Source organism: Methyloversatilis sp. MC4-4, assembly GCF_049843555.1.
Classification (GTDB): Bacteria; Pseudomonadota; Gammaproteobacteria; order Burkholderiales; family Rhodocyclaceae; genus Methyloversatilis; species Methyloversatilis discipulorum_B.
In genome coordinates this window covers 248569-270158 of the sequence record NZ_JBBHZK010000001.1, presented here as the reverse complement: position 1 = coordinate 270158, position 21590 = coordinate 248569, and the positions used below count along the sequence as shown (strand labels likewise).

General features: G+C 68.2%; 21 protein-coding genes. 8 read left to right on the top strand and 13 right to left on the bottom strand.

All coding sequences use genetic code 11. The features are described from left to right. Positions 1-49: 49 nt before the first annotated feature. Entirely contained in the window at positions 50-1144 is a 1095-nt protein-coding gene (locus tag WDZ97_RS01275; RefSeq protein ID WP_425761559.1) for an NADH:flavin oxidoreductase/NADH oxidase, read from the top strand. A gap of 64 nt (positions 1145-1208) precedes the next feature. Here the strand turns inward: WDZ97_RS01275 and WDZ97_RS01270 are convergent, their stop codons facing one another. The 4 genes from WDZ97_RS01270 to aroC all read right to left on the bottom strand — a co-directional run bounded on the left by WDZ97_RS01270 (position 1209) and on the right by aroC (position 7378). Further along, a complete protein-coding gene (locus WDZ97_RS01270; protein WP_425761558.1) occupies positions 1209-1985 on the bottom strand; it encodes a PEP-CTERM sorting domain-containing protein in 777 nt (258 codons plus the stop codon). Positions 1986-2021: 36 nt separating this feature from the next. Further along, positions 2022-2978, bottom strand: a complete 957-nt coding sequence (locus tag WDZ97_RS01265; protein ID WP_425761557.1) for a PEP-CTERM sorting domain-containing protein — start codon at positions 2976-2978, stop codon at positions 2022-2024. 97 nt (positions 2979-3075) lie between these two features. Then, positions 3076-5598, bottom strand: a complete 2523-nt coding sequence (locus WDZ97_RS01260; RefSeq protein ID WP_425761556.1) for a TonB-dependent receptor — start codon at positions 5596-5598, stop codon at positions 3076-3078. A gap of 610 nt (positions 5599-6208) precedes the next feature. Continuing rightward, positions 6209-7378 (bottom strand): chorismate synthase, encoded by a 1170-nt coding sequence (gene aroC, locus WDZ97_RS01255; RefSeq protein ID WP_304002349.1) that lies wholly within the window; start codon positions 7376-7378, stop codon positions 6209-6211. An 84-nt stretch (positions 7379-7462) separates the two neighbouring features. On the opposite strand from aroC, the gene WDZ97_RS01250 reads away from it, so the two are divergent. Both WDZ97_RS01250 and WDZ97_RS01245 read left to right on the top strand, forming a co-directional pair. Next, complete coding sequence (locus WDZ97_RS01250; RefSeq protein ID WP_425761555.1) at positions 7463-8137, top strand: hypothetical protein; 675 nt, start codon at positions 7463-7465, stop codon at positions 8135-8137. 12 nt (positions 8138-8149) lie between these two features. Continuing rightward, entirely contained in the window at positions 8150-9652 is a 1503-nt protein-coding gene (locus tag WDZ97_RS01245) for a hypothetical protein (RefSeq protein WP_425761554.1), read from the top strand. A 16-nt stretch (positions 9653-9668) separates the two neighbouring features. Here the strand turns inward: WDZ97_RS01245 and WDZ97_RS01240 are convergent, their stop codons facing one another. From WDZ97_RS01240 to WDZ97_RS01200, 9 genes are all read right to left on the bottom strand, one after another. Further along, the gene (locus WDZ97_RS01240) at positions 9669-10448 is read right to left on the bottom strand and encodes an SDR family NAD(P)-dependent oxidoreductase (protein ID WP_425761553.1); all 780 of its coding nucleotides are present in this window, start codon (positions 10446-10448) and stop codon (positions 9669-9671) included. Continuing rightward, positions 10448-10987, bottom strand: coding sequence for a DUF3833 domain-containing protein (locus WDZ97_RS01235; RefSeq protein ID WP_304002340.1), 540 nt, complete (start codon positions 10985-10987; stop codon positions 10448-10450). Before WDZ97_RS01235 ends, WDZ97_RS01240 begins: the two co-directional genes overlap by 1 nt. Beyond that, positions 10984-12240, bottom strand: coding sequence for an MFS transporter (locus WDZ97_RS01230; RefSeq protein ID WP_425761552.1), 1257 nt, complete (start codon positions 12238-12240; stop codon positions 10984-10986). Before WDZ97_RS01230 ends, WDZ97_RS01235 begins: the two co-directional genes overlap by 4 nt. After that, positions 12237-12764 (bottom strand): hypothetical protein, encoded by a 528-nt coding sequence (locus tag WDZ97_RS01225; RefSeq protein WP_425761551.1) that lies wholly within the window; start codon positions 12762-12764, stop codon positions 12237-12239. The genes WDZ97_RS01230 and WDZ97_RS01225 overlap by 4 nt, the downstream gene beginning before the upstream one ends. Continuing rightward, on the bottom strand, positions 12761-13975 hold the full coding sequence (locus tag WDZ97_RS01220) for a class I SAM-dependent methyltransferase (RefSeq protein ID WP_425761550.1): 1215 nt from the start codon (positions 13973-13975) through the stop codon (positions 12761-12763). Before WDZ97_RS01220 ends, WDZ97_RS01225 begins: the two co-directional genes overlap by 4 nt. Next, positions 13972-14742 (bottom strand): DUF1365 domain-containing protein, encoded by a 771-nt coding sequence (locus WDZ97_RS01215; protein ID WP_304002328.1) that lies wholly within the window; start codon positions 14740-14742, stop codon positions 13972-13974. Before WDZ97_RS01215 ends, WDZ97_RS01220 begins: the two co-directional genes overlap by 4 nt. Next, positions 14739-16022 carry an NAD(P)/FAD-dependent oxidoreductase gene (locus WDZ97_RS01210; protein WP_304002326.1) on the bottom strand — a complete coding sequence of 428 codons (1284 nt, stop codon included), beginning with the start codon at positions 16020-16022 and terminating at the stop codon, positions 14739-14741. Before WDZ97_RS01210 ends, WDZ97_RS01215 begins: the two co-directional genes overlap by 4 nt. A 102-nt stretch (positions 16023-16124) precedes the next feature. Beyond that, positions 16125-16685, bottom strand: a complete 561-nt coding sequence (locus tag WDZ97_RS01205; RefSeq protein ID WP_304002323.1) for a glutathione peroxidase — start codon at positions 16683-16685, stop codon at positions 16125-16127. Further along, positions 16672-16929 carry a hypothetical protein gene (locus WDZ97_RS01200; protein WP_304002322.1) on the bottom strand — a complete coding sequence of 86 codons (258 nt, stop codon included), beginning with the start codon at positions 16927-16929 and terminating at the stop codon, positions 16672-16674. Before WDZ97_RS01200 ends, WDZ97_RS01205 begins: the two co-directional genes overlap by 14 nt. A gap of 98 nt (positions 16930-17027) precedes the next feature. Here WDZ97_RS01200 and WDZ97_RS01195 point away from each other — a divergent pair, with 98 nt between their 5' ends. From WDZ97_RS01195 to WDZ97_RS01175, 5 genes are all read left to right on the top strand, one after another. Next, complete coding sequence (locus WDZ97_RS01195; protein ID WP_425761549.1) at positions 17028-17942, top strand: MerR family transcriptional regulator; 915 nt, start codon at positions 17028-17030, stop codon at positions 17940-17942. A 200-nt stretch (positions 17943-18142) separates the two neighbouring features. Next, positions 18143-18973 (top strand): ferritin, encoded by an 831-nt coding sequence (locus WDZ97_RS01190; protein ID WP_019917402.1) that lies wholly within the window; start codon positions 18143-18145, stop codon positions 18971-18973. Continuing rightward, positions 18973-19461, top strand: coding sequence for a D-glycero-beta-D-manno-heptose 1-phosphate adenylyltransferase (rfaE2, locus tag WDZ97_RS01185; protein WP_425761548.1), 489 nt, complete (start codon positions 18973-18975; stop codon positions 19459-19461). The genes WDZ97_RS01190 and rfaE2 overlap by 1 nt, the downstream gene beginning before the upstream one ends. Positions 19462-19554: 93 nt before the next feature. Beyond that, positions 19555-20265, top strand: coding sequence for a c-type cytochrome (locus WDZ97_RS01180; RefSeq protein ID WP_425761547.1), 711 nt, complete (start codon positions 19555-19557; stop codon positions 20263-20265). Continuing rightward, positions 20262-21524 (top strand): c-type cytochrome, encoded by a 1263-nt coding sequence (locus WDZ97_RS01175; protein ID WP_425761546.1) that lies wholly within the window; start codon positions 20262-20264, stop codon positions 21522-21524. The genes WDZ97_RS01180 and WDZ97_RS01175 overlap by 4 nt, the downstream gene beginning before the upstream one ends. Positions 21525-21590: the final 66 nt, after the last annotated feature.

The window sequence follows — 21590 nt, the reverse complement described above, 5'->3', positions numbered from 1 at the left end:
GGCGCTGCGGCCCCGCCGCCCGTCTTTCAACGACCGCGAGATCCCGTTCATGTCCAGCCCGCTCTTCCAGCCCTACGACCTCGGCGGCCTACAGCTGTCCAACCGCATCGTCATCGCGCCGATGTGCCAGTACTCGGCCAGCGACGGCAACGCGACCGACTGGCATCTGATGCACATCGGCCAGATGGCGCTGTCGGGCGCCGGCCTGTTCGTGATCGAGGCGACCGCGGTCGAGGCCGAAGGTCGCATTTCCGCCGCCGACCTCGGCCTGTGGAACGACGCCAACGAGGCAGCGCTGCGCCGCGTGCTCGACGGTGTGCGCGCCCACTCCGGCATGCCGATCGCCATCCAGCTCGGTCACGCCGGCCGTAAGGCCTCGGTCGCACGACCTTGGGAAGGCGGCGCGCAGATCGCGCCGACCGCTGGCGGCTGGCAGACCGTGGCGCCCTCTTCGATCCCGCACGCTGCGCACGAGAATCCGCCACACTCACTCGACGCCGACGGCCTGCGCCGGGTGCGCACCGCTTTCGCCGACGCGGCAAAGCGCGCCGCGCGACTCGAACTGGACGCCGTCGAGGTGCACGGCGCGCACGGCTACCTGCTGCACCAATTTCTGTCGCCGCTGGCCAATGCACGCGACGACGCCTACGGCGGCACGCTCGAGAACCGGCTGCGCTTTCCGCTCGAGGTGTTCGACGCCGTGCGCGAAGCCTTCCCTCACGACCGGCCGGTCGGCATGCGCATTTCCGCCAGCGACTGGGTGGACGGCGGCTGGGACATCGAACAGAGCGTGGCCCTCGCGCAGGCGCTCAAGGCGCGCGGCGCGAGCTTCATCCACGTATCGAGCGGCGGCGTATCGACCGAGCAGCAGATTCCGCTCACGCCGGGCTATCAGGTCGCCTTCGCCGAACGCATCCGCGCCGAAACCGGATTGCCGACCATCGCGGTCGGTCTGATCACCGAACCGGAGCACGCCGAGTCGATACTCGCCGCTGGCCAGGCCGACCTGATCGGCCTCGCCCGTGCGATGCTGTACGACCCGCGCTGGCCCTGGCACGCGGCTGCGAAGCTCGGCGCGCAGATCAAGGTGGCGCCGCAGTATCTGCGCTGCGCACCGCGCGAGGTCGCCCGCCTGTTCGGATGAAAAAAAGCCAGGCTCGAGGCCTGGCTCAAAGAAACGCCCGGTTGCCCGGGTCGAGGCGTGAAACTCAGATGCGGTTCATGCGGCGGCGGGCAACGAAGCCCACCATGCCCAGACCGGCGAGGAACATCGCGTACTCGGACGGTTCCGGCACCGGTGCGGCGATCGGCGCGAAGCCTTCGAAGTTGGCGACGCGCAGCGGCGGCGACACGCCGTCGAGGCTCGGTGCCTGGCGGATGGTCACTGCGCCCGTGAGGTATTCGAACTCGGTCGCGTTGGTCTTGATGACGTACCAGCCGGTGGTCGGATTGCCTTCCTCGACCGAAATGTCGGTGCGGAAATCGACCACGTTGTCGTCGAACACATCGACCGGATTGGTCGGACGGGTGCGCACGCCGTTCGACGTGTGCGCGACGCTCTGCAGACGGAAGTCGATGTCAGTGCCCGAGTCGTACCAGCCGACCGACACGTCATAGCCGGCGAAACCGCTGCGCAGGATGTCGTTGATTTCTACTTCGTACTCGAGATCGCCGATTTCGATCTCGCCGACTTCCAGCGTGAAACGCGACGCGAAGGCCAGCGTGCCGTCGGTATAGCGGTAGACGTAGTCGTAGAAAGTGCCGACGTCGGTGCCGTCATAGATCACCGAACTGATGCGACGGGCGACCTGGGTGTAGCCGTTGTCGGCCGGTGCCCAGTCGGCGCCGAGGAAGAGCGGATCGGTCGCCGTGTTGTTGGTACCGGTGATGCGCAGCGTGCCGCTTTCCGGCAGCGCGACGAAAGCCCAGGCAGAGTGAGCGGAAAAGCCGAGCAGCAGGGACAGCGCAAGCGTCTTGATCTTCATGGGGAATTTCCTCTTTTTGGTGTGTGTGTCAGAACATCAGGCGCGCAGGCGACGGCGCACGACGGCACCGATCAGGCCCAGACCTGCAAGGAACATGGCGTACTCGGAGGGCTCCGGAACGGCGGCGACGGTCGGCGCGAAACCGCCAATCGAGTTGTACAGCAGGGCCTGGCCCTCTTCGCCCGCCTGGTAGTAGCCGATCGCGTCCGTCATCCACTTGTAGTCGGTGGCGTCGGTCTTCAGCAGATACATGCCACTGAAGGGGTTGCCCTCGGACAGGTTCACGTCGGCCTGGAAGGCGACCGCGTTCAGGTCAAGCAGCGGCGTGCCGGTCAGCGAGCGCACATCGCTGCGCGAGGCGTTGTACATGCGCAGATCGAAGTCGCCATAGAACAGCCAGGCGGCCTTCACGTCGAAAACCTTGTCGCCTTCGACGAAACCGTAGCGGTACATGAAGTTCAGTTCCGCATCGTCGGCATAGGAGGGCGACTGACCCAGCACGAAGCGGGTGCCGAACACCAGCGAGTTGTCGCGCGAGTCACGGAACACGAAGTCGTAGGCGTCACCGATGGTGTCGCTGCCCAGCGTGATGCCGGTCGTGACGTGGTAGTCGATCAGCGACAAGGTGCCCGAGGCCGTCGGCGTGCCGCGCGGAACCGTGCCGCCGACCGCGGCCGTACGCCACTCGGTCGCCGAATAGTCGATGCTCAGCGGCACGTTGGCGTTACTGCCGCTGGCAACGACATTGTTGGTCTGAAGATAGAGCTTGTCGCCGGCCGGCTGGTTGGCGCCGGACACCTTGACGGTCGTGTCGTCAGCGGTGCCCAAGATGCCGTCAACGCCGGGGCCGATGGCGTCCGTGTCGTCGGCCGTACCCCACTTCAGGTCGGGGCCAGGGCCCGTGTTTTCGAGCAGGCTGGTGAAGTCACCCGCCTGGGCTGGCGCAGCGATTGCCGCCAGCATTGCTGCCAGGGCTGTTGCGCGTAGTTTCATAGTGCCACCTCCTCAAGTTTCGATCCGCCGGAACGGATCATCAAGTTCGCGTTTGCACGACCGCGCGAACAATCGGTATGAAAATCGGGTGTGAACGTCAGTTGCTCCGCGGCATGTCGAACGCGTAGGTCAGGCCGATCCAGCCAGCGCGCGGCGAGCCTGGGCCGACGAACTGCGAATGGGTCCAGGCGAAGGAGTTGTAGTTGAAGCCGGAGGCGTCACGGGCGCCGAAACTGCCGGCGACGAAGGGATTCAGTTCGAGTTCGCTGGCGGTGACGTACTGCTTGTCGAACAGGTTGTCGACCCGCGCAAACACCGTGAGCTGGGGCGTGATGCGGTAGCGGCCGACGAAGTGGAATACCGCGTAGCCGGCGGTCGAACCCTTGCCGACATAGGCTCGACCGAGGCCGGCCGAGCCACCGCCGAAGGAGTCGCCGTACTCGTCGTCACCGCCGGCCTGATGTTCGTTGTTCTCGTTGCCGCGCGAGTACGAACCGGCGTGCGCGATCATGTTCACGCCGAAACTGAGCTTGTCGGTGGCGTCGTAATTCCAGCCCAGACGCAGCACGTCGCGCGGAATGCCCGGGATGTAGTCACCCGGCTTGATCGTGAATTCGTTGAGCTGGCCCGGCGTCTTGTTCGAACTGCTGTTCGACTGGTTCACCACCCGTGCGGTCGAATCGAAGGTGGCTTCGAGCCGCGTGTAGGCGGCGCGGAAGGTGTGCTTGCCGAGCCGCGCGGTCATGCCCAGTTCGAAGCCTTCGCGCGTGGTGCTCTCGAAGGTGTCGAACACGCCGCGGTTCTTGCGGCCGAGCGACACGAACAGGATGTCGTCCTCGAGTTCGGTCACGAACACCGTGGCGTTGAAGTCGATCCTGCCGTCGAGCGCCGTGCCACGCAGGCCGAACTCGGTACTGAGCGAGCGCACCTGCGGCAGATAGGGGTCGCTGGTCAGCGCGGTCGGCACCGAACAGCCGATGCTCTTGCCGTTGTTCTGGTTCTCGACTTCCTTGTCGCGCGCGCAGCCCAGTTCGATCACCGACGGTGTGCGCGAGCCCTTGCTCACATTCATGAAGAAATTCAGCTCGGGCGTCGGCAACCACGACATGCCGAAGGACGGATTGGCGCTGTAGTAGGTGTAATCGCCTTCTGAGCAGAGGAAGCGCGCGGTGGCATCGGCCAGCGTGCCGCAGCGCATCTGGCGGGTGTTCAGGAAGTTCTGCGTGAACTGGTAGAGCGGAATCGGCTTGTCCGACACCAGCTGGTTCTTCACGTGGGTGCGGCTCCAGCGCAGGCCGTAGTTCACGAAGAAGTTGTCCTGCACTGTCCAGGTGTCGGTAGCGAAGATCGCGACCGCCTCGTTCGAGCCGGTGAGGTTGTTGCGCTGGATCAGCGTCTCCAGCGGCGCCAGTCCCAGTTCGTCGGCCTTCGACGGATCGGTGTAGATGTTTCGATCGCCGTCGATGAAACCGAGCAACTGGCCCTGGCCGTAGCTCATGTCGTTGCGGTCGAATGTGCCGCCGACCACCACCTGGTGCCGGTCGCCCACATGCACCCACTGCAGCGTCAGCCCCATCGCCTCCTGCGACGTGCCGCCGATGTTGAACAACCCGTTCGGCGCAAAGCCGGGGCAGCCCGGCGAGGTCGGACCGCCGACCGGATCGTAGGCGCCGTTGGCCGACACGTAGGGGAAGTTGCTCAGCGGGCAGTCGTCCAGACGGCCGTAGGACAGGCGATCGAAGTCGTCCCAGAAGTCGCCGCCGACCGAACGCTGCGTCAGCTTGCGCTGGTAAAGGCCGAGCGACAGGCTGTCGCGGTCGCTGATGTCGAGGCGGCCACGCAGATTGATGTGAGTGAGATCGTTGTCGTTGGTGTCGGGCGAGGTAAACACCGACTCCGGTCGCACCTGCCAGTCCTCGTAAGGCACCAGCCCGTTACCGGTGAGCTTGTTATCGACCTTGAGCAGCGAGCCGGTCAGCTCCACCTTGCCGATGCGCGCATCGATGCGACCGAAGTACTGGTTCACGCTGCTCGGCGAGTTGTCGCGCCAGCCGTCCTCGCGGAACTCGCTGATCGCGAAGAAGCCAGCCACCGTGCCGTTGTTGCCGCCGACCGCAAGCTGGTTCTGCGAACGACCCCACGAGCCCTGGGTGCGGGTCGCTTCGAAGCGCTGTGAAGTGAAGCCGGACTTGGTCTGCAGCGAAAGCGCGCCGCCTATGGTGTTCAGGCCGAACAGCGGATTCGAGCCCGGAATCAGGTCGGTGCGCTCGATCGCGATGGTCGGGATCAGATCCCAGTTCACCACCTCGCCGAAAGGCTCGTTGATGCGCACGCCATCGAGATAGACCGACAGGCCCTGCGGCGTGCCGACCAGCGGCGACGCCGAAAAACCGCGAAAGCTCAGATCCTGCTGGAAGGGGTTGCCCGCGTAGTCATTGATCGTGATCGACTGTCCCGTCGTGTTCAGGAAGTCGGTGATGTTGATCGACTGCTGCTGGCGGATGTCCTCGGCGGTCGCGCTCTGCACATTGACGCTGGACTGGTCGCGATCGATCACCACGCCCGGCAGGGGCGTGATGATGCGCGGTGCGCGAATCTCGACCGGTGCCAGCTCGATCACCTCTTCCTCCTGCGCGATTGCGTTACCGGCGAACGGCCCTGCGGCCAGAGCGAGTGCCGCAAGCGACCTCGCCCCTCCTCTTCTTGTATGCCTTGTCATCGACCTCGATGTAGGACGGACTCCTACAGCGCCACGGGCTATTTGTTTCCCGTCTTGTACCGAGGCGCCTCACCCGGAAACAGGGAAAACATCCCGTGCGGATAACAAGGGGAAAACTTCCCGTTCGCCGGTTTCATTCCCGGGGAATGAACGCATGCCGAAGGCGTAGCGCCGATCGCGCGCGGGCCGCGGCCCGGTGCGGAAGGCGGGTCGGCGGCGCTGGCCGGGACATCATCCCGGCATTGACGGGAACATTCCCGAGCGGGTGACGACTTACCTCATGGCAGCGGCCGTCGATGCAGGGCAAACGCGGTTCGCCAGCGGTTCGGTCGGACGGTCGGTGCTGAAGGGAAAAAGGACGGGAGGGAGGGGAGGCGGCTGCGCGGGGGGCATCCGGCCGGGCGTATCAGGGCAGGTCGACAGGCGCCGGCGCGATCATGGCGACGGCCGTAGCCGCCGGCCAGACTGCCGTCGATGCGCCCGGGGCAGGCGCAGCGACGGCGAACACCGCTCAGGCTTCGTCCGGCTCCGGGTCGTCCACGGCGGCGTCGCGTTGCGCGCGCAGCCGTTCGATCACGTCGGCCGGGGCGGCCGCCGGAATGCGCGGCGTCGGGCAGTCGACGTCGCCGCACTGCGCGCGGTGGCGCAGCGCGTGGTCCATCAGCACCAGTGCCAGCATGGCTTCCGCCACCGGCGTGGCGCGGATGCCGACGCAGGGGTCGTGCCGGCCGTGCGTGTTCACGATGACCGGGTTGCCGACCTTGTCGATCGAATGGCGGTCCAGGCGGATGCTGGAGGTGGGCTTGATGGCGATCGACACGCGCACGTCCTGCCCGGTCGAAATGCCGCCGAGCACGCCGCCGGCGTTGTTCGACAGGAAGCCCTGCGGCGACATTTCGTCCGAGTGCTCGGTGCCGCGCTGTTCCACGGACGCAAAGCCGGCGCCGATCTCCACCCCCTTGACCGCGTTGATGCCCATCATCGCGTGCGCGATGTCGGCGTCCAGCCGGTCATACACCGGTTCGCCCCAGCCCACGGGCACTCCACTGGCGACCACGTCGATGCGGGCACCGCAGGAGTCGCCCGACTTGCGCAGCTGGTCCATGAACAGTTCGAGCTCGGGGACGATGGTGGCGTCCGGCGCGAAGAAGGGGTTGTTGGCGATCGCGTCGCGGTCGCGGTATTCGATGCGGATCGGGCCGAGCTGGCTCATCCAGCCGTGGATATCGATGCCGTAGCGCTCACGCAGCCACTTGCGGGCGATCGCGCCGGCCGCCACCCGCACCGCGGTCTCGCGCGCCGACGAGCGGCCGCCGCCACGGTGATCGCGGATGCCGTACTTCTGCCAGTAGCCGTAGTCGGCATGGCCCGGGCGGAAGGTTTCGGCGATGTTGCCGTAATCCTTCGAGCGCTGGTCCTGGTTGCGGATGAGCAGTGCGATCGGCGTGCCGGTGGTGACGCCTTCGAACACGCCGGACAGGATTTCCACTTCGTCGGGCTCGCGCCGCTGCGTCACATGGCGCGAGGTGCCGGGCTTGCGCCGGTCCAGTTCGGCCTGGATGTCGGCGGCGCTCAGCGCCAGCCCCGGCGGACAGCCGTCGACCACGCAGCCGATGGCCGGGCCATGCGATTCACCGAAGGAGGTGACACAGAACAGCGTGCCCAAAGTATTGCCGGACATGGGAAAACCCGCGATTTTTCGAGGCGCAGAGTCTACCATGCAGGCCCGGCCGACCTCCCGCCCGGCCCGACCGCATACATATAGATGACCACGCCCTTCGCCCTCGCCATCGTGCTGACCATCGTCGGCGGCCTCTGGCTGGACGCGCACGGCGCCACCTGGGCGCCGCACGTCGTCGCACTGTGGACCTGGGCATTGCTCGGCGCGCTCTGTCTGCGCGCCGCGCCCGAGCAGCGCGCACAGTGGATGGTCTGCCTCGCCTGGGCCACCTTCGGCGAAATCGTGCTGTCGCTGTGGTGGGGGGTGTACGACTACCGCCTCGGCAATCTGCCGCTGTTCGTGCCGCCGGGCCACGTGTTGCTTTACGCGCTCGGCGTGTGGCTGAGCGAACGCCTGCCGCACGGTGTGACCGACGCCGTGCCGCCGCTGGCGCTCGGCCTGGTGGCTGCCTGGGCGCTGTTCGGGGCCGACGGCATCAGCCTGCCGCTGTTCGCGCTCTACCTGCTCGCGCTGCGCTTCGGCCCGTCGCCGCGGCTGTACTCGACCATGTTCGTGCTGGCGCTGGCGATGGAACTGTACGGCACCGCGCTCGGCTGCTGGACCTGGCGGCCCGAAGTGCCCGGCCTGCCGCTGACGGCTGCCAACCCGCCGCTGGCGGCCGGCGCCTTCTACTGCGCACTCGACTGGCTGACCGGTCTGTACGCGCGCCGCGCCGGGACGCGCACCGCGCCGCTTGCCGACGCCCGGCGCGCCGGCTGATCCGCAGAGCGCATGTTCCCGCCGCTCAGCGCCTCCCTGCCCGCCCTCGCCCGCCGCCTGCCGGGCGCCCTCGCCACCGTGCACCGCTGGCTGGGCATCGCCGGCTGCCTGCTGTTCGTCATGTGGTTCGGCTCCGGACTGGTGATGAGCGTGGTCGGCTTCCCCGCGCTGAGCGACGCCGAACGCCTGCACGGCCTGGGCGTGCTCGACGCGGCGCAGATCAGGGTGTCGCCGACCGCGGCGTTGCAGGCGGCCGACGTGCACAGTTTCCCGCGTCGCCTGTGGCTGGAGGCGCTGCCGCGCGAGGATGGCGGCAGCGAACCGGTCTGGCGCATGACCATGGCCGACGGCGGACGACATGCCATCAGCGCGCGCAGCGGCGCACGCATCACCGCCATCGACGCCGCCCGGGCCGAAGCCATCGCACGCGCCTTCTCCGGCCAGCCGGGCGCGCGCCACGTGGGCATCGTCGAACGCGACCAATGGACGGTGCTGGCGACGCTGGACCGCCAGCGCCCCTTCCACCGCATCGCGCTGGACGACGACGCCGGCACCGAGCTCTACGTGTCGGCACGCAGCGGCGAGGTGGTGCGCGACAGCACCCAGCGCGAGCGCCTCTGGAACTGGGTCGGCGCCGTGCCGCACTGGTTCTACTTCACGCCGCTACGCGAACAGTCGGCGCTGTGGCGGCAGACGCTGCTGTGGGTGTCCGGCATCTGCTGCATTTCGGCATTGAGCGGACTGCTGCTGGGGGTGCTGCGGCTGCGCCGGCGGGCGCCGCTCAGCCCCTTCTCCGGCTGGATGAAGCTGCACCATCTGGTCGGTCTGGGCGGCGGTCTGTTCGTGCTCGCCTGGATAGTCAGCGGCTGGCTGTCGATGTCGCCCGGCGACTGGCTGCGCAACACGCCGCCGGGCAACGCAGCGATGGCACGCTACACCGGCAGCGTGGCCGCCACGTTTCCGTGGCCGCACGAGACACAGGCGCTGGCGCCGCTGTTCGCCGAGGCGGACTGGAAGGAGGTGCAGCTCTACTGGGTGCGCGGTCAGGCTCGCATGACGCTCACCGCCGGCAACGGCTTCCGGCGCAGCGTGGACATGCCCGACCTCGGCCACCCCGACGTGACCGAACACCACGCCGAGGCGGTGGCGCGCGCGCTGATCCCGGACGCGCGGCTGGCGGCGATCGAACGCCTGATCCACGAGGACGCCTGGTGGTACGCCCGACGCGACGCGAAGGAGCTGCCGGTGTGGCGCGTGAAACTGGAGGACGACGCGGAGACCTGGGTGCATATCGACGCGCTCGACGGTCGCCTGCTCGGCACGCTGGACCGCGACGCCCGCCTGCGCCGCTGGCTGTTCAATGCGCCGCACAGCTTCGAACTGCCGGCGCTGGCCGGGCGCCCCGCCCTGCGCTACGCGCTGCTGTGGCTGGCCGCGCTGGCCGGCCTCACCCTGTCGGTCAGCGCCGTGGCGATCGCCGCCCGACGCCTGACGCGCCCCCGCGTCGATCGCTGAACGGCGGGCGCCGCGCTCACAGGCCGGTCATTCGCCTGACCGCGGCGAAGTACAGCCGGTAGGGCAGCAGCCGCAGCACGCGCAGCCAGCCAGTGAAGCGCTTCGGAAAATGGATGTGGAAATCGCCACGCGCCAGGCCGGTGAGGATGTGGCCGGCGGCCTCGTCGGCGCTGATCAGCGCCGGCATCGTGAAGTCATTCTGCGCGGTCAGCGGCGTTTCGACGAAGCCCGGGCACACGAGATGCACACCCAGCCCGCGCGGACGCACGTCCATGTACAGCGCCTCGGCGAAGTTGATCAGCGCCGCCTTGCTCGCGCCGTAGACCAGCGCCTTCGGCAATCCCCGGTAGCCAGCGACGCTGGACACGATGACCAGCGCACCGGACTGCTGCACCAGCATGCCGGGCAGCACCGCGGCGCAGCCGTGCATGACGGCGGCGACGTTGGTGCGCAGCGTGGCGTCGACATCGTCGTCGTCCAGTTCCCAGGCGCGTACCGGACGGTAGCGCGCAGCGACGAAGAACACCGCGTCGATGCCGCCCCAGCACGCCCACAACTCGGCGGCGCCTCGGGCCAGCGCCCCCGGCTCGCTCACATCCATCGGAAGCTGCAGCACGTTCGGCGCGCGACCGGCCACCTCGGCCAGTCGCGCCGCGTCGCGCGCGGTCAGGGCGACGCGCGCGCCGGCGTCGATCAGCCGGCGCGCCAGTGCGGCGCCAATGCCGCTCGACGCGCCGATCAGCCAGACGCGCTTGCCTGCCCAATCCTTCAAGGGCGGATTCAGCGGCGCGAACATCACGGCGCGCCGCGGGTGAAGGACAGCGTCACCTCGCCCAGATGGACGCCGAACTTGCTCATCGCCGAGCGGTTCAGCATCACCTTGTCGTCGATCAGATACATCCAGTCGTCGAAGTCGACGTTGTAGACCTTGTCGTCCACCGGCAGCGCGAGCACGTAGCGCCAGCGCAGCGCATTGCCGCTCGCCTCGCCGGTCGCCTCGCCGACCACGTCGTCGGCCCGACCGCTGTAGCGGCCATCGCCCAGATGGCGCAGCGTCCACACCCGCCGCGTCTGCGTGCCGTCGCTCCACTCGAAGCGCTCGTCCAGCGTGCCGGTGTCACCCTGCCAGCGGGCGTCGATGCGGACGACGAAACGCTTGATCACCTCGCCGCTGCGGTCCTGGAACATGCCCCAACCGGTCACCGGGCCGTTGAAATACTGCTTCAGATCGAGCACCGGCTTCTGCGCCGCGTACTTCTCCACCGGCACACCACCGCAGCCGGCCAACGCGGCCAGCCCGAGCACCGACAACAGCCGGCACAGCATTTTCTTCATGATGAAGCTCCTTGCAGATCGGGTTCGAGCCGGCGCGTGCCGGCCCACAGCAGACAGAGCGCCGCCGCCTTCAGCAGCAGCGGCAACAGCGCATAGACGGCGGTCAGCGCGGCGCGCGCCTCGTCGCCCTGCTCACCCGGCCGGTAGCCGAGCAGCGCCAGCGCAGGCAAGGCGACGCCGGCGGCCAGCGCAAGGTTGAGCTTGGTGACGAAGGTCCATACACCGAAGCTGCCGCCGGCCGGCAGCGGCTCCTCGCGCCGCGCGATCAGACCCGCCAGCAGCGCTGGCGGCAGCGCGAGGTCGGCGCCCAATGCGATGCCCGAGCCGACGCAGATGAGCATGAAGGCGGTGGCGTCGCCCGGTCCGAGCGTCCATGCCCAGCCGAACACGGCGATCGCCAGCAGCATCGACGCGGCCCAGCTGCGCGCGCGGCCGATGCGGTCGGCCAGCCGCGTCCACAGCGGCAGCGCCAGCACGCCGGCGACGAAGTAGAGCGCCAGGAAAAGACCTTCGCGCTCCGGCGCCTGCAGCACGTCGGCGATGAAGAAGAGCACCAGCGTGCCGGGCACCGCCGCAGCGATGCCATTGAGCGCGAACACCGCGAGCAGGCGGCGGAAGCGCGCGTGCCGCATCACCTCGCGCAGGGTCACCAGCAGCGGCTGCGCGACTGCCTGCGGCCGCAGATCAGGTACCGTGGTCGTGGTCAGCAGCGCGGCCAGCGCCAGCCAGGGCAACCAGTACAGCGCTGCGCGCCACAGGCCGGTCGGTGCGTCGTCGGCCAGCAGACCGGGTGCGACCGACGCCGCGACCACGCCGACCAGTGCCCAGCCCTCGCGCGAGGCCACCAGGCGCGTACCCAGCGCCGGCGTGGTCGACAGCTCGGCACCCCAGGCGGCGTAATGGATGGTGGCGATGCTGTAGCCGGCATAGACCAGCAGCAGCGCGCCGACCAGCCAGAGCAGCGGGTCGATGCCGGCCAGCGGCTTCACCAGCGCGGGCAGGCCGACCGCCAGCGGCAGCAGGCCGAGCAGCACGATGAGGCGACGCCCGCGCGCACGGTCGCCGGCGGCGCCGATCAGCGGGTCGGCCAGCGCGTCGACCAGGCGTGCTACGAACAGCACGACGCCCAGCAGGGTCAGCGACACGCCATAGTGCTCGGCGTACAGCTTCGGAATATGGATGTAGATCGGCAGTGCGGCGGCCGCCAGCGGCGCACCGAGCAGGCCGTAGGCGAATACCCGCGCGGTATTCACCGCGCCTGCCCGGCCTCGGCCAGCAGCTTCGCGCGCAGCGCCGGCTCGCGCGTGCGCGGATCGAGCCAGATGGCGAAGAAGGCGTCCGACAGCGCACGGTCGTCGACCGCCGGCAGCGCCCGCCCCTGGTGGAAGAAGCGAGCGCTGCCGTCGGCCAGCTTGACGCCGGTGATCACCTCGCCCGCCTTGACGTTGGGGAACACGCCGGCGAGCACGTCCTGCCAGCGCGCCAGCTTCGCCTCGTCGCGCTCGCCAAGGCGGCGGATCTCGTCGATGCTGGCGCCGGCCAGCCGCACGCCGTCGAAATCACGGGCATAGCGCAGGCTCAGCGCGAAGCCGCCGCCCGGCTGGTAACGTCCGCCACTCGCCCACAGCGTCGCGTCATACAGCTTGAGCCCGAACCAGCGCATCTCTCCGCTGCCCAGTTGCTTCGGATCGTCGAGCAGATCGACCGCGCCGGCCGGCGGCTGCGCGAACGCGCAGGCCGAAGCGAACAGCAGCGCACAGAACAGACGCCTGATCACGGCTTCACCAGGTGGAACTGATGCACGTCGATCGACCCGGCGCGGAAGCCCGCCTCGCAGTAGGCGAGGTAGAAGCGCCACAGCCGCTGGAAGCGGGTGTCGAAGCCGAGCGCGCGCAAGGCGTCGCCGTGCTGTTCGAAGGTTTCGCGCCAGCGCGCCAGCGTGATCGCGTAGTCGATGCCGAAGCGGTAGTCGTCGCGCAGCTGCAGGCCGGCACGCTGTGCCCGGTCCACGAACACCGACGGCGACGGCAGCATGCCGCCCGGAAACACGTACTGCTGGATGAAGTCGGTGCCCTTGCGGTAGCGCGGGAACAGATCGTCGGCGATGCTGATGGTCTGCACCACCGCTTCGCCGCCGACCGTGAGCAGGCCGTTCAGCTTAGCGAAATAGGTCGGCCACCAGCGCTCGCCGACGGCTTCCAGCATTTCGATCGACACGATGCGGCTGACCTGGCCACGCAAGTCGCGGTAGTCGCACAGTTCGAAGCTGGCACGGTCGGCGAAGCCGCCACGCTGCGCGCGCTCACGCGCCCACGCCAGTTGCGCCGGCGACAGCGTCACGCCATGCACGATGGCGCCGCTCTGCTGCGCCGCCACCTCGGCAAAGCCGCCCCAGCCACAGCCGATCTCGATCACCGGCTGATCGCGCTGCAGGCGCAGCACGCGGGCGATGCGCGCGTACTTGGCGTGCTGGGCGGCCGCCAGATCGCGCTGCGCGTCTCCTTCGAACAGCGCGCTCGAGTACGTCATGCTGCGGTCCAGCCACAGCGCGTAGAAATCGTTGCCCAGATCGTAGTGCGCCATGATGTTGCGGCGGCTTCCACTGCGCGTGTTGGCGCGGCACAGGTGGCGGACGCGGGCCAGCGCCAGCGCCAGCAGATTGCCGTGTATGGCGCGCCCGAGCGCCTCCCGGTTCAGCGCGAACAGTGTGAGCACGCGCGCCAGGTGGTCGCTGTCCCACAACCCGTCGAACCAGGCTTCGCCAAGGCCGATGTCACCGCGCGCGATGACGTGATCGAAGGTGGCCCAGTCTTTCACCCGCATCTCCACCGGCTCGCCGTGGTGGCCGAAGGACAGCAGTTCGCCGTTAGGCAGCGTCATCAGCAGCCAGCCGTGTTCGATGCGCTCCAGCAGCCGGCACACCTGACGTGCGGCGAACGGCAGCGCATTCCGGCGCTCGAGCGAAATCAGGACGTCGGGCTGATTCATCGGGTCATTTCCTGTACGGGAGGTTGCGGTTTGCTGAAGAAGGGCACGCGCGCGCGCCACAGATGGAAGGCCTGCACGTGGATGCGCGCGATCACCGCCAGCGTCATCAGCGGGTGCGCGGCCAGTGCGCGCCAGGCGGCAGCCCGGCTCATGGTTTCGGCACGACCGGACACGCGTGTGCGCAGCCGGCGTTCACCGCCGTCGTGGTAGTCGATGGCCACCGCGTGCAGATCACCCCGCCGGTCGAAGCGGAAGCGGTAGCTGCCGCTGACCGGGAAGAAGGGCGATACGTGAAACACCTTGCGCGTCTCCATCCACTCGCCGTCGCCGATCGGCCGACCGTCGGCGTGCGCGACCAGATAGTCGTGACGTTCGCCAAAGGTGTTGTTCACCTCGCACAGCACGGCGCGCAGCGCACCGGCACGGTCATGGCAGAACCAGAAGCTGACCGGGTTGAACACGTAGCCGAACAGCCGCGGCATGGTCTGCAGCACCACTTCGCCGTCGGCGCAGCCCAGACCTTCACGTGCCAGCAGCGCGCGTATCCAGAGCAGCGGGTGTGAGCCGTCGCGCGCGCCGTGGTCGCGGTAGTGAAAGGACAGCGGCGCCCAGCGGTTCAGCGCCAGCATCGGCACCGGCTGCCGGCCAAGCCGGCTCAGCGCGATGCGCAAGAAGAACAGGCGGTAGGCGAAGCGGGTGCGCACCGGCGTCGCGCGGGCATGCATGACCGCGCCGCGACAGAGGCTGACCGCCACCACATCGCTCATGCGGCCAGCACCTCGCCGCTGCGCTGCCACGGAATGTCTGCGCCCAGGTGACGGGCGACGCGCACCGCCGAGGCGAGGCCGTCTTCGTGAAAGCCGTAGCCGGTCCACGCGCCGCAGTACCACAGGCGATCGCGCCCCTGGATCTCCGGCAGCCGCGCCTGCGCGTCGATGGCCGGACCATCGAACAGCGGATGCGCGTAATCGATGCGAGCGATTACGCGGGCCGGGTCCGGCTCGATGAACGGGTTCAGCGACACGACCACCGGCTGTTCGAAAGGCAGCGGCTGCAGCCGGTTCATCAGGTAAGACACGCTGACCGGCCGGCTGTCCGGCGCGCCGACGCCTGCCATGTAGTTCCACGACGACCAGACGCGGCGGTTGCGCGGCAGCAACGCCGTGTCGGTGTGCAGCACCGCATGATTGGGCTGGTAGCGGATAGCGCCGAGCAGACGGCGCTCGGACGCCGTCGCCGTATCGCCGAGCAGCGCCAGCGCCTCGTCGGAATGACAGGCCAGCACCACCTGGTCGTACCGTTCGAGCACGCCGGCCGCCTGCACCAGCACACCATCGGACACGCGCTGCAGGCCCTTCACCGCCGATGCACGGCGCACGTCCTGCAGCGAGGCCGCCAGGCGCTTCACGTACTCGCGCGACCCGCCGCGCACGGTGAGCCATTGCGGCCGGTCGTTTACGCGCAGCAGGCCGTGGTTGTGACAGAAGCGCGCAAAGGTGGCTAGCGGATAGCTCATCATGGTCTGCGTCGGACAGGACCAGATGGCCGCCGCCATCGGCAGCAGATACCAGTCGCGGAAAGCGTCGCCGTAACGGTTGCGCACCAGGAATTCGCCGAGTGAAATGTGCTCGGCGGTGCCATTGGCCGCCCTCTCGGTGACTGACGAATTGAAGCGCAGGATGTCCTGCAGCATGCCCCAGAAGCGCGGACGCGCCAGATTGGCCGGCTGCGCGAACACGCTGGCCAGATTGGTACCGGCCCACTCGATGTCCGGCTCGCGCAGCGACACGCCGAAGGACATGTCGCTGTCGGCGATCGACACGCCGAGCAGCGAGAACAGTCCGCACAAATGCGGATAGGTGTCGCGATTGAACACGATGAAGCCGGTGTCGACCGGATGGCTCACGCCGTCGATCTCGACATCCACCGTGTTCGAGTGACCGCCCAGGCGGCCCTCCTGCTCATACAGCGTCACCTCGTGCCGGCGCGACAGCAACCAGGCTGCCGACAGGCCCGAAATGCCTGCCCCCACGACCGCAATCTTCATTCTTTTCTGCCTCCAGCCCACCGCTACACGCGAACGCGCGTTATGGATTCACCTGCGCGGATTCACCCGCTCGAATTTGCGTGTGCGATCCGCCGATCTGCGTCATCTGCCCAGAGCCGCTTCGATCTCGCGCAGCAGCACGTTCGAATCGGGCGCCACGTTGCTGGGGAAAGCGGTCACCGTCCGGCCGTCGCGCCCGATCAGGTATTTGTGGAAGTTCCACGCCGGCTCCGAACCCGAGGCCTTCGCCAGATCGGCGTAGAAGGGGTGGCGCTGCGCGCCCCTGACCGAGGTCTTCGAGAACATCGGAAACTTGACGCCATAGGTCATGCTGCAGAACTCGGCGATGTCCTTGTCGCTTCCCGGCTCCTGGTTGCCGAAGTCGTTCGACGGGAAGCCGAGCACGGTCAGGCCGCGTTTGCCGTAGCTGTCCTGCAGCTTCTCCAGCCCGGCGTACTGGCCGGTATAGCCACAGCGACTGGCGGTGTTGACCACCAGCAGCACGCGGCCGCTGTATTCGCACAGCGAACGCGGCTTGCCGTCGAGCAGGCCGGGAATCGAACGATCGAGCAGCGTCGGACAGGCGTCGGCCGCAGCCGCAGTCATCGAAGTCAAGGTCGTCATCAGCGCGAAGACGATGCGCAGACCGTCAGCGCGCAGCACGGGCCGACTCGCAGCAGCGCGCCGAAGCATCGACGATGAGGTGCGCCGGGAAGTAGGCACCGGTTGCGGCGCGGTGCAGATGAACCAGCGCATCGGTCTGGCTCGATGCCGGCCGCGTCGTCGCAGACGTGTTCGACGTTGGCGCCGCCGCGGGCTCGTGCACGACCGGCTCGCCGGCCGACGGCATGACTGCCCACGCGGACACGCTGAACAGCATCGCCATCGCGCTTCCTGCACTTTTCATTGTCTTCATACCGCCCCCCTTTTGTCCTGGACAAAACAAGACTCAAGCCGTAATCTAGGACTCATTAGTCGCCATGTCAACGATTTGTCCAGGACAAAATGAGTGCTCACGCATCAGGACTGTCCCTGCTGACCATCAGCGCGGTGGAGCGGGAGACCGGCCTTCTGAAAGACACGCTGCGCGTATGGGAACGTCGCTACGGTTTCCCCAAACCCATCCGCGACGAGGCCGGCGAGCGGCTGTACTCGCTCGAAGACGTCGGCAAGCTGCGCCTGATACGCCGCCTGATGGACCAGGGCTGGCGCCCCGGCAAGCTGCTGGCGGCCAGCGCGGCCGAACTGCAGCTCATCATCGAGGCCGAGCAGGCCTCACGCGTGCCGGCGCTGCTGGCCGGCGAAATACTCGACGCCATTCGCAGCCACGACGTCGAGGCATTGCGCCGGGTGTTCCAGCAGACGCTGCTGGAAAAGGGCTTGCAGGGGCTGGTCACCGATCTGGTCGCGCCGCTCAACGTGGACATCGGTGAAGCGTGGATGCGCGGCGACATCGGGGTGCCGGACGAGCACTTCTACACCGAACAGACGCAGTCCTTCCTGCGCGGAACGCTGGCCAGTTACGCGCGCACCGGCAAGCCGCCGCGCGTGCTGCTGACCACGCTGCCGGAGGAGGAACACGCGCTGGGCCTGCTGATGGTCGAGGTGATGCTGACCGCCGAAGGTGCGCAGTGCTGTTCGCTCGGGCCACGCATGCCACTGGCCGACATCCGCACCTCTGCCCTCACTGCCAGCGCCGACATCGTGGCGCTGTCCTTCAGTTCCGCCTTCCCGGTGCGCCAGGCCATTGCCGGCATCCGCACGCTGCGCGAAGCGCTGCCGCCGACAGTGGAACTGTGGGTCGGCGGTGCCGGTGCGCGCGACAAGCTGCGCAACGAAGCGGGCGTGCGCGTGATACGTGGCATCGGCGACGTCGGGCCCGCTGTCCGCGCCTGGCGGGACGCCCACGCCAGCCACTGAACCGGGACGACGGGAAACACGCGCTTTTCCGGCGATCCGCCGGCGTCCATCCATGATTGAATAGGCAGCTGCGTAGCGGCCGGCTTGCGTCGCGCATGCGCGGACCTCGCCACGCGGACGACGGAAGCGGGATGCGGCCACAAGCTGTCATCGGCCTGACTTCTGCTCGCGTAAAATGCTTTTTTCTTCAGGAGCCCTTCATGCTCTATCCCGAACTGTTCAAGTCACTCGAATCCGCCCGCTGGGACATGGCGAAAGACGTGCCCTGGGACAGTTTCGACGCCGCCCTGCTGTCCGACGAGCAGGCGATGACGATCAAGATGAACGCCATCACCGAATGGTCGGCGCTGCCGGCCACCGAAATGTTCCTGCGCGACAACCGCGACGATTCCGACTTCTCGGCCTTCATGTCGATCTGGTTCTACGAGGAACAGAAGCACTCGCTGGTGCTGATCGAATACCTGCGCCGCTTCCGCCCGGAACTGGCGCCGACCGAAGAGGAACTGCACGAGGTGCGCTTCGAGTTCGACCCGGCGCCGGCGCTGGAAACGCTGATGCTGCACTTCTGCGGCGAGGTGCGCCTGACCCAGTGGTACCGCCGCGCCTCCGAGTGGCATACCGAGCCGGTGATCAAGCACATCTACGACCTGCTGTCGCGCGACGAGGCGCGTCATGGCGGCGCCTATCTGAAGTACATGAAGCGGGCGATCGATCAGGCGGGCGACGCCGCGCGCGCCGCGTTCTCGAAGATCGGCATGCTGATGGCCGCCAGCGGCCGCGCCGGCAAGCCGATGCACCCGACCAATCTGCACGTGAGCAAGGCGCACTTCCCGCGCGACACCGTGCAGTCGCGCCTGCCCGATCCGGAGTGGCTGGAGCGCTGGCTGGACGAGCAGATCCGCTTCGACAAGGACTGCGAGGCACGCGTGATCGGCGGCATCCTGCGCAACCTCAGTTCGCTGTTCGGCGAAAGCTTCAAGACGGTGGGCGACCTGAACCGCTTCCGCAAGCAGTACGCCGGCGCCGCCTGATGCAGGGCGGCACGCCGGCCTTCGAAGCCAAGATCTGCTCGCCGGACGAGCTCACGGCGCGCCGCCGTGCGCTGCCGGGTCCGGTGGTGTTCACCAACGGCTGTTTCGACATCCTGCACCGCGGCCACGTCACCTGCCTGGCGCAGGCGCGTGCGCTCGGCGGCTCGCTCATCGTCGCGCTGAACACCGACGCGTCGGTGAAGCGCCAGGGCAAGGGCGAGGACCGTCCGGTCAATGCGCTGGAAGACCGCGCGGCGGTGATCGCCGCGCTGGGATCGGTCAGTCTGGTCACCTGGTTCGATGCCGACACGCCGCTCGACCTGATCAAGGCCTGCACGCCGGACGTGCTGGTCAAGGGTGGCGACTGGCCGGTCGAGCGCATCGTCGGTGCTACCGAGGTGCTGGCGCGCGGCGGCCGGGTCGAATCGATCGCCTTCGAACACGAGCGTTCGACCACCGCGCTGCTCCGTAAGATACGCAGCCTGTGACTGCACCGTTACGGTGCATCGGGTCATAACCCGGCGCTTGCCGAGACTGCGCTTATCATCGGGACGCATCGTCGCACTGCTTCCCGCCTGGTCATGATTCGATTCACCGCCCTCCCTGCCCTGCTGATCGGCGCCGCACTGATCTGCACCGCGGCTCACGCCGCACCGGACACCACGACCGATATCGAACAACGCGTACTCGCCTGTACCGGCTGCCACGGCGCCGAGGGCCGCGCCGCCGCCGACGGCTACTACCCACGCATCGCCGGCAAGCCGGCCGGCTATCTGTACAACCAGCTGCTGAACTTCCGCGACGGCCGTCGTCAGTACCCGCTGATGACCGGTCTGCTGCAGACGCTCAGCGACGACTACCTGCGTGAAATGGCCGGCCACTTCGCGGCACTCGAACTGCCCTACCCGCCCCCGGCGCGCAGCACGCCGAAGGCCGCGACACTGGCCCGCGGCGAGGCACTGGTGCGCGGCGGCGACGCGACGCGCGACATTCCCGCCTGCGAGAGCTGCCACGGCAACGCACTGACCGGCGTCGCCTCGGCGATACCCGGCCTGCTCGGTCTGCCGCGCGACTATCTGGCGGCCCAGCTCGCCGGCTGGAAGAGCGGCATCCGTCAGGCGCACGCGCCGGACTGCATGGCGCAGATCGTCCAGCGCATGAGCGCCGACGACATCCAGGCGGTTGCCCACTGGCTGTCGTCGCAAGCGGTCACCGGGGGCGGCAAGCCAGCCGCCCGTCTCGACAAGCCGCTGCCGATACGCTGTGGCGGTGTACAGGAAGGCGCGCGATGAAGCGTCTCCTGATCGCAGCGCTGCTGCTCGCCGCTTCGGCAGGCGTCTATCTCGCGCTGCAACCGGCAGCGGATCAGCCGGCCACCGACGCCGCGGGTGAAGACCGCGCTGCACAGGTCGCGCGCGGTGAATACCTCGCGCGCGCCGGCAACTGCATGGCCTGCCACACCGCGCCCGGCGGCACGCCCTGGGCCGGCGGCCGGGCGATGGACACGCCCTTCGGCACGATCTACACCAGCAACCTGACGCCGGACCCGACAACCGGGCTCGGACAATGGACGGCCGATGACTTCTGGAAGGCGCTGCACGAAGGGCGCGCACGCGACGGCCGCCTGCTCTATCCGGCCTTCCCCTACACCAGCTACACCCGCGTCAGGCGCGCCGATGCCGACGCGATCTGGGCCTGGCTGCAGACGCTGCCGCCGGTCGAACAGCCGAACCGGCCGCACGCGCTGCGCTTCCCCTACGACACGCAGGCGGCGCTGCTGGCGTGGCGGGCGCTCTATTTCAAGCCGGGCGTGTTCGTGGCCGACGCGACGAAGTCCGAGGACTGGAACCGCGGCGCCTATCTGGTGCAGGGTCTGGGTCACTGCAGCGCCTGCCACGCGCCGCGCAACGCACTCGGTGCGAGCAGCGATCCGGACGCGCTGGCCGGCGGACTGATGCCGGTGCAGAACTGGTACGCGCCATCGCTCACCTCGCCGCACGAAGCTGGCGTCGCCGACTGGGCAAAGGACGACATCGTGGCGCTGCTGCGCGACGGCGTGAGCGGCAACGCGACCGCCGCCGGGCCGATGGCCGAGGTGGTGTTCGGCAGCACGCAATACCTGTCGGCGGCCGATCTCGACGCGATGGCGGTCTATCTGAAGTCGCTGCCGGTGACGCAGTCGGTGAAGGCGGAGTCGATCGGCGTACTGGACGAACTGCGACGCGAGCGCGGTACTCAGCTCTACGGCGAGCACTGCGCCGACTGTCACGGCGAACGCGGCGAGGGCAAGCCGGGCATCTGGCCGGCGCTGGCAGGTAACCGCGCGGTGACGATGGACCCGCCGGCGAACACCGTGCGTATCGTGCTGGGCGGCGGCTACGCGCCCGCCACGCGCGGCAACCCACGTCCCTACGGCATGCCGCCCTTCGCCGCCGCGCTCAGCGACGATGAAGTGGCGCTGGTGGTGTCGCACATCCGCGGCAGCTGGGGCAACACCGCGGCGCCAGTCAGTTCGCTCGACGTGCAGAGACTGCGCGGCAACCTGCGCTGACGCCGATCGCTGAAGGTAAAAAGGGCGCCGCATGCGGCGCCCTTCGATTTGCCGCAACCGCCGTCG

Excerpts from the sequence above, each read along its gene's own strand:
- WDZ97_RS01215 (WP_304002328.1), bottom strand. The coding sequence starts at position 14,742 with ATGAGCGATGTGGTGGCGGTCAGCCTCTGTCGCGGCGCGGTCATGCAT.
- rfaE2 (WP_425761548.1), top strand. The coding sequence starts at position 18,973 with ATGCAGGGCGGCACGCCGGCCTTCGAAGCCAAGATCTGCTCGCCGGAC.
- WDZ97_RS01220 (WP_425761550.1), bottom strand. The coding sequence starts at position 13,975 with ATGAATCAGCCCGACGTCCTGATTTCGCTCGAGCGCCGGAATGCGCTG.
- WDZ97_RS01275 (WP_425761559.1), top strand. The coding sequence starts at position 50 with ATGTCCAGCCCGCTCTTCCAGCCCTACGACCTCGGCGGCCTACAGCTG.
- WDZ97_RS01265 (WP_425761557.1), bottom strand. The coding sequence starts at position 2,978 with ATGAAACTACGCGCAACAGCCCTGGCAGCAATGCTGGCGGCAATCGCT.
- WDZ97_RS01235 (WP_304002340.1), bottom strand. The coding sequence starts at position 10,987 with ATGAAGAAAATGCTGTGCCGGCTGTTGTCGGTGCTCGGGCTGGCCGCG.
- WDZ97_RS01195 (WP_425761549.1), top strand. The coding sequence starts at position 17,028 with ATGAGTGCTCACGCATCAGGACTGTCCCTGCTGACCATCAGCGCGGTG.
- WDZ97_RS01175 (WP_425761546.1), top strand. The coding sequence starts at position 20,262 with ATGAAGCGTCTCCTGATCGCAGCGCTGCTGCTCGCCGCTTCGGCAGGC.
- WDZ97_RS01270 (WP_425761558.1), bottom strand. The coding sequence starts at position 1,985 with ATGAAGATCAAGACGCTTGCGCTGTCCCTGCTGCTCGGCTTTTCCGCT.
- WDZ97_RS01250 (WP_425761555.1), top strand. The coding sequence starts at position 7,463 with ATGACCACGCCCTTCGCCCTCGCCATCGTGCTGACCATCGTCGGCGGC.
- WDZ97_RS01240 (WP_425761553.1), bottom strand. The coding sequence starts at position 10,448 with ATGTTCGCGCCGCTGAATCCGCCCTTGAAGGATTGGGCAGGCAAGCGC.
- WDZ97_RS01200 (WP_304002322.1), bottom strand. The coding sequence starts at position 16,929 with ATGAAAAGTGCAGGAAGCGCGATGGCGATGCTGTTCAGCGTGTCCGCG.
- aroC (WP_304002349.1), bottom strand. The coding sequence starts at position 7,378 with ATGTCCGGCAATACTTTGGGCACGCTGTTCTGTGTCACCTCCTTCGGT.
- WDZ97_RS01210 (WP_304002326.1), bottom strand. The coding sequence starts at position 16,022 with ATGAAGATTGCGGTCGTGGGGGCAGGCATTTCGGGCCTGTCGGCAGCC.
- WDZ97_RS01190 (WP_019917402.1), top strand. The coding sequence starts at position 18,143 with ATGCTCTATCCCGAACTGTTCAAGTCACTCGAATCCGCCCGCTGGGAC.
- WDZ97_RS01180 (WP_425761547.1), top strand. The coding sequence starts at position 19,555 with ATGATTCGATTCACCGCCCTCCCTGCCCTGCTGATCGGCGCCGCACTG.
- WDZ97_RS01245 (WP_425761554.1), top strand. The coding sequence starts at position 8,150 with ATGTTCCCGCCGCTCAGCGCCTCCCTGCCCGCCCTCGCCCGCCGCCTG.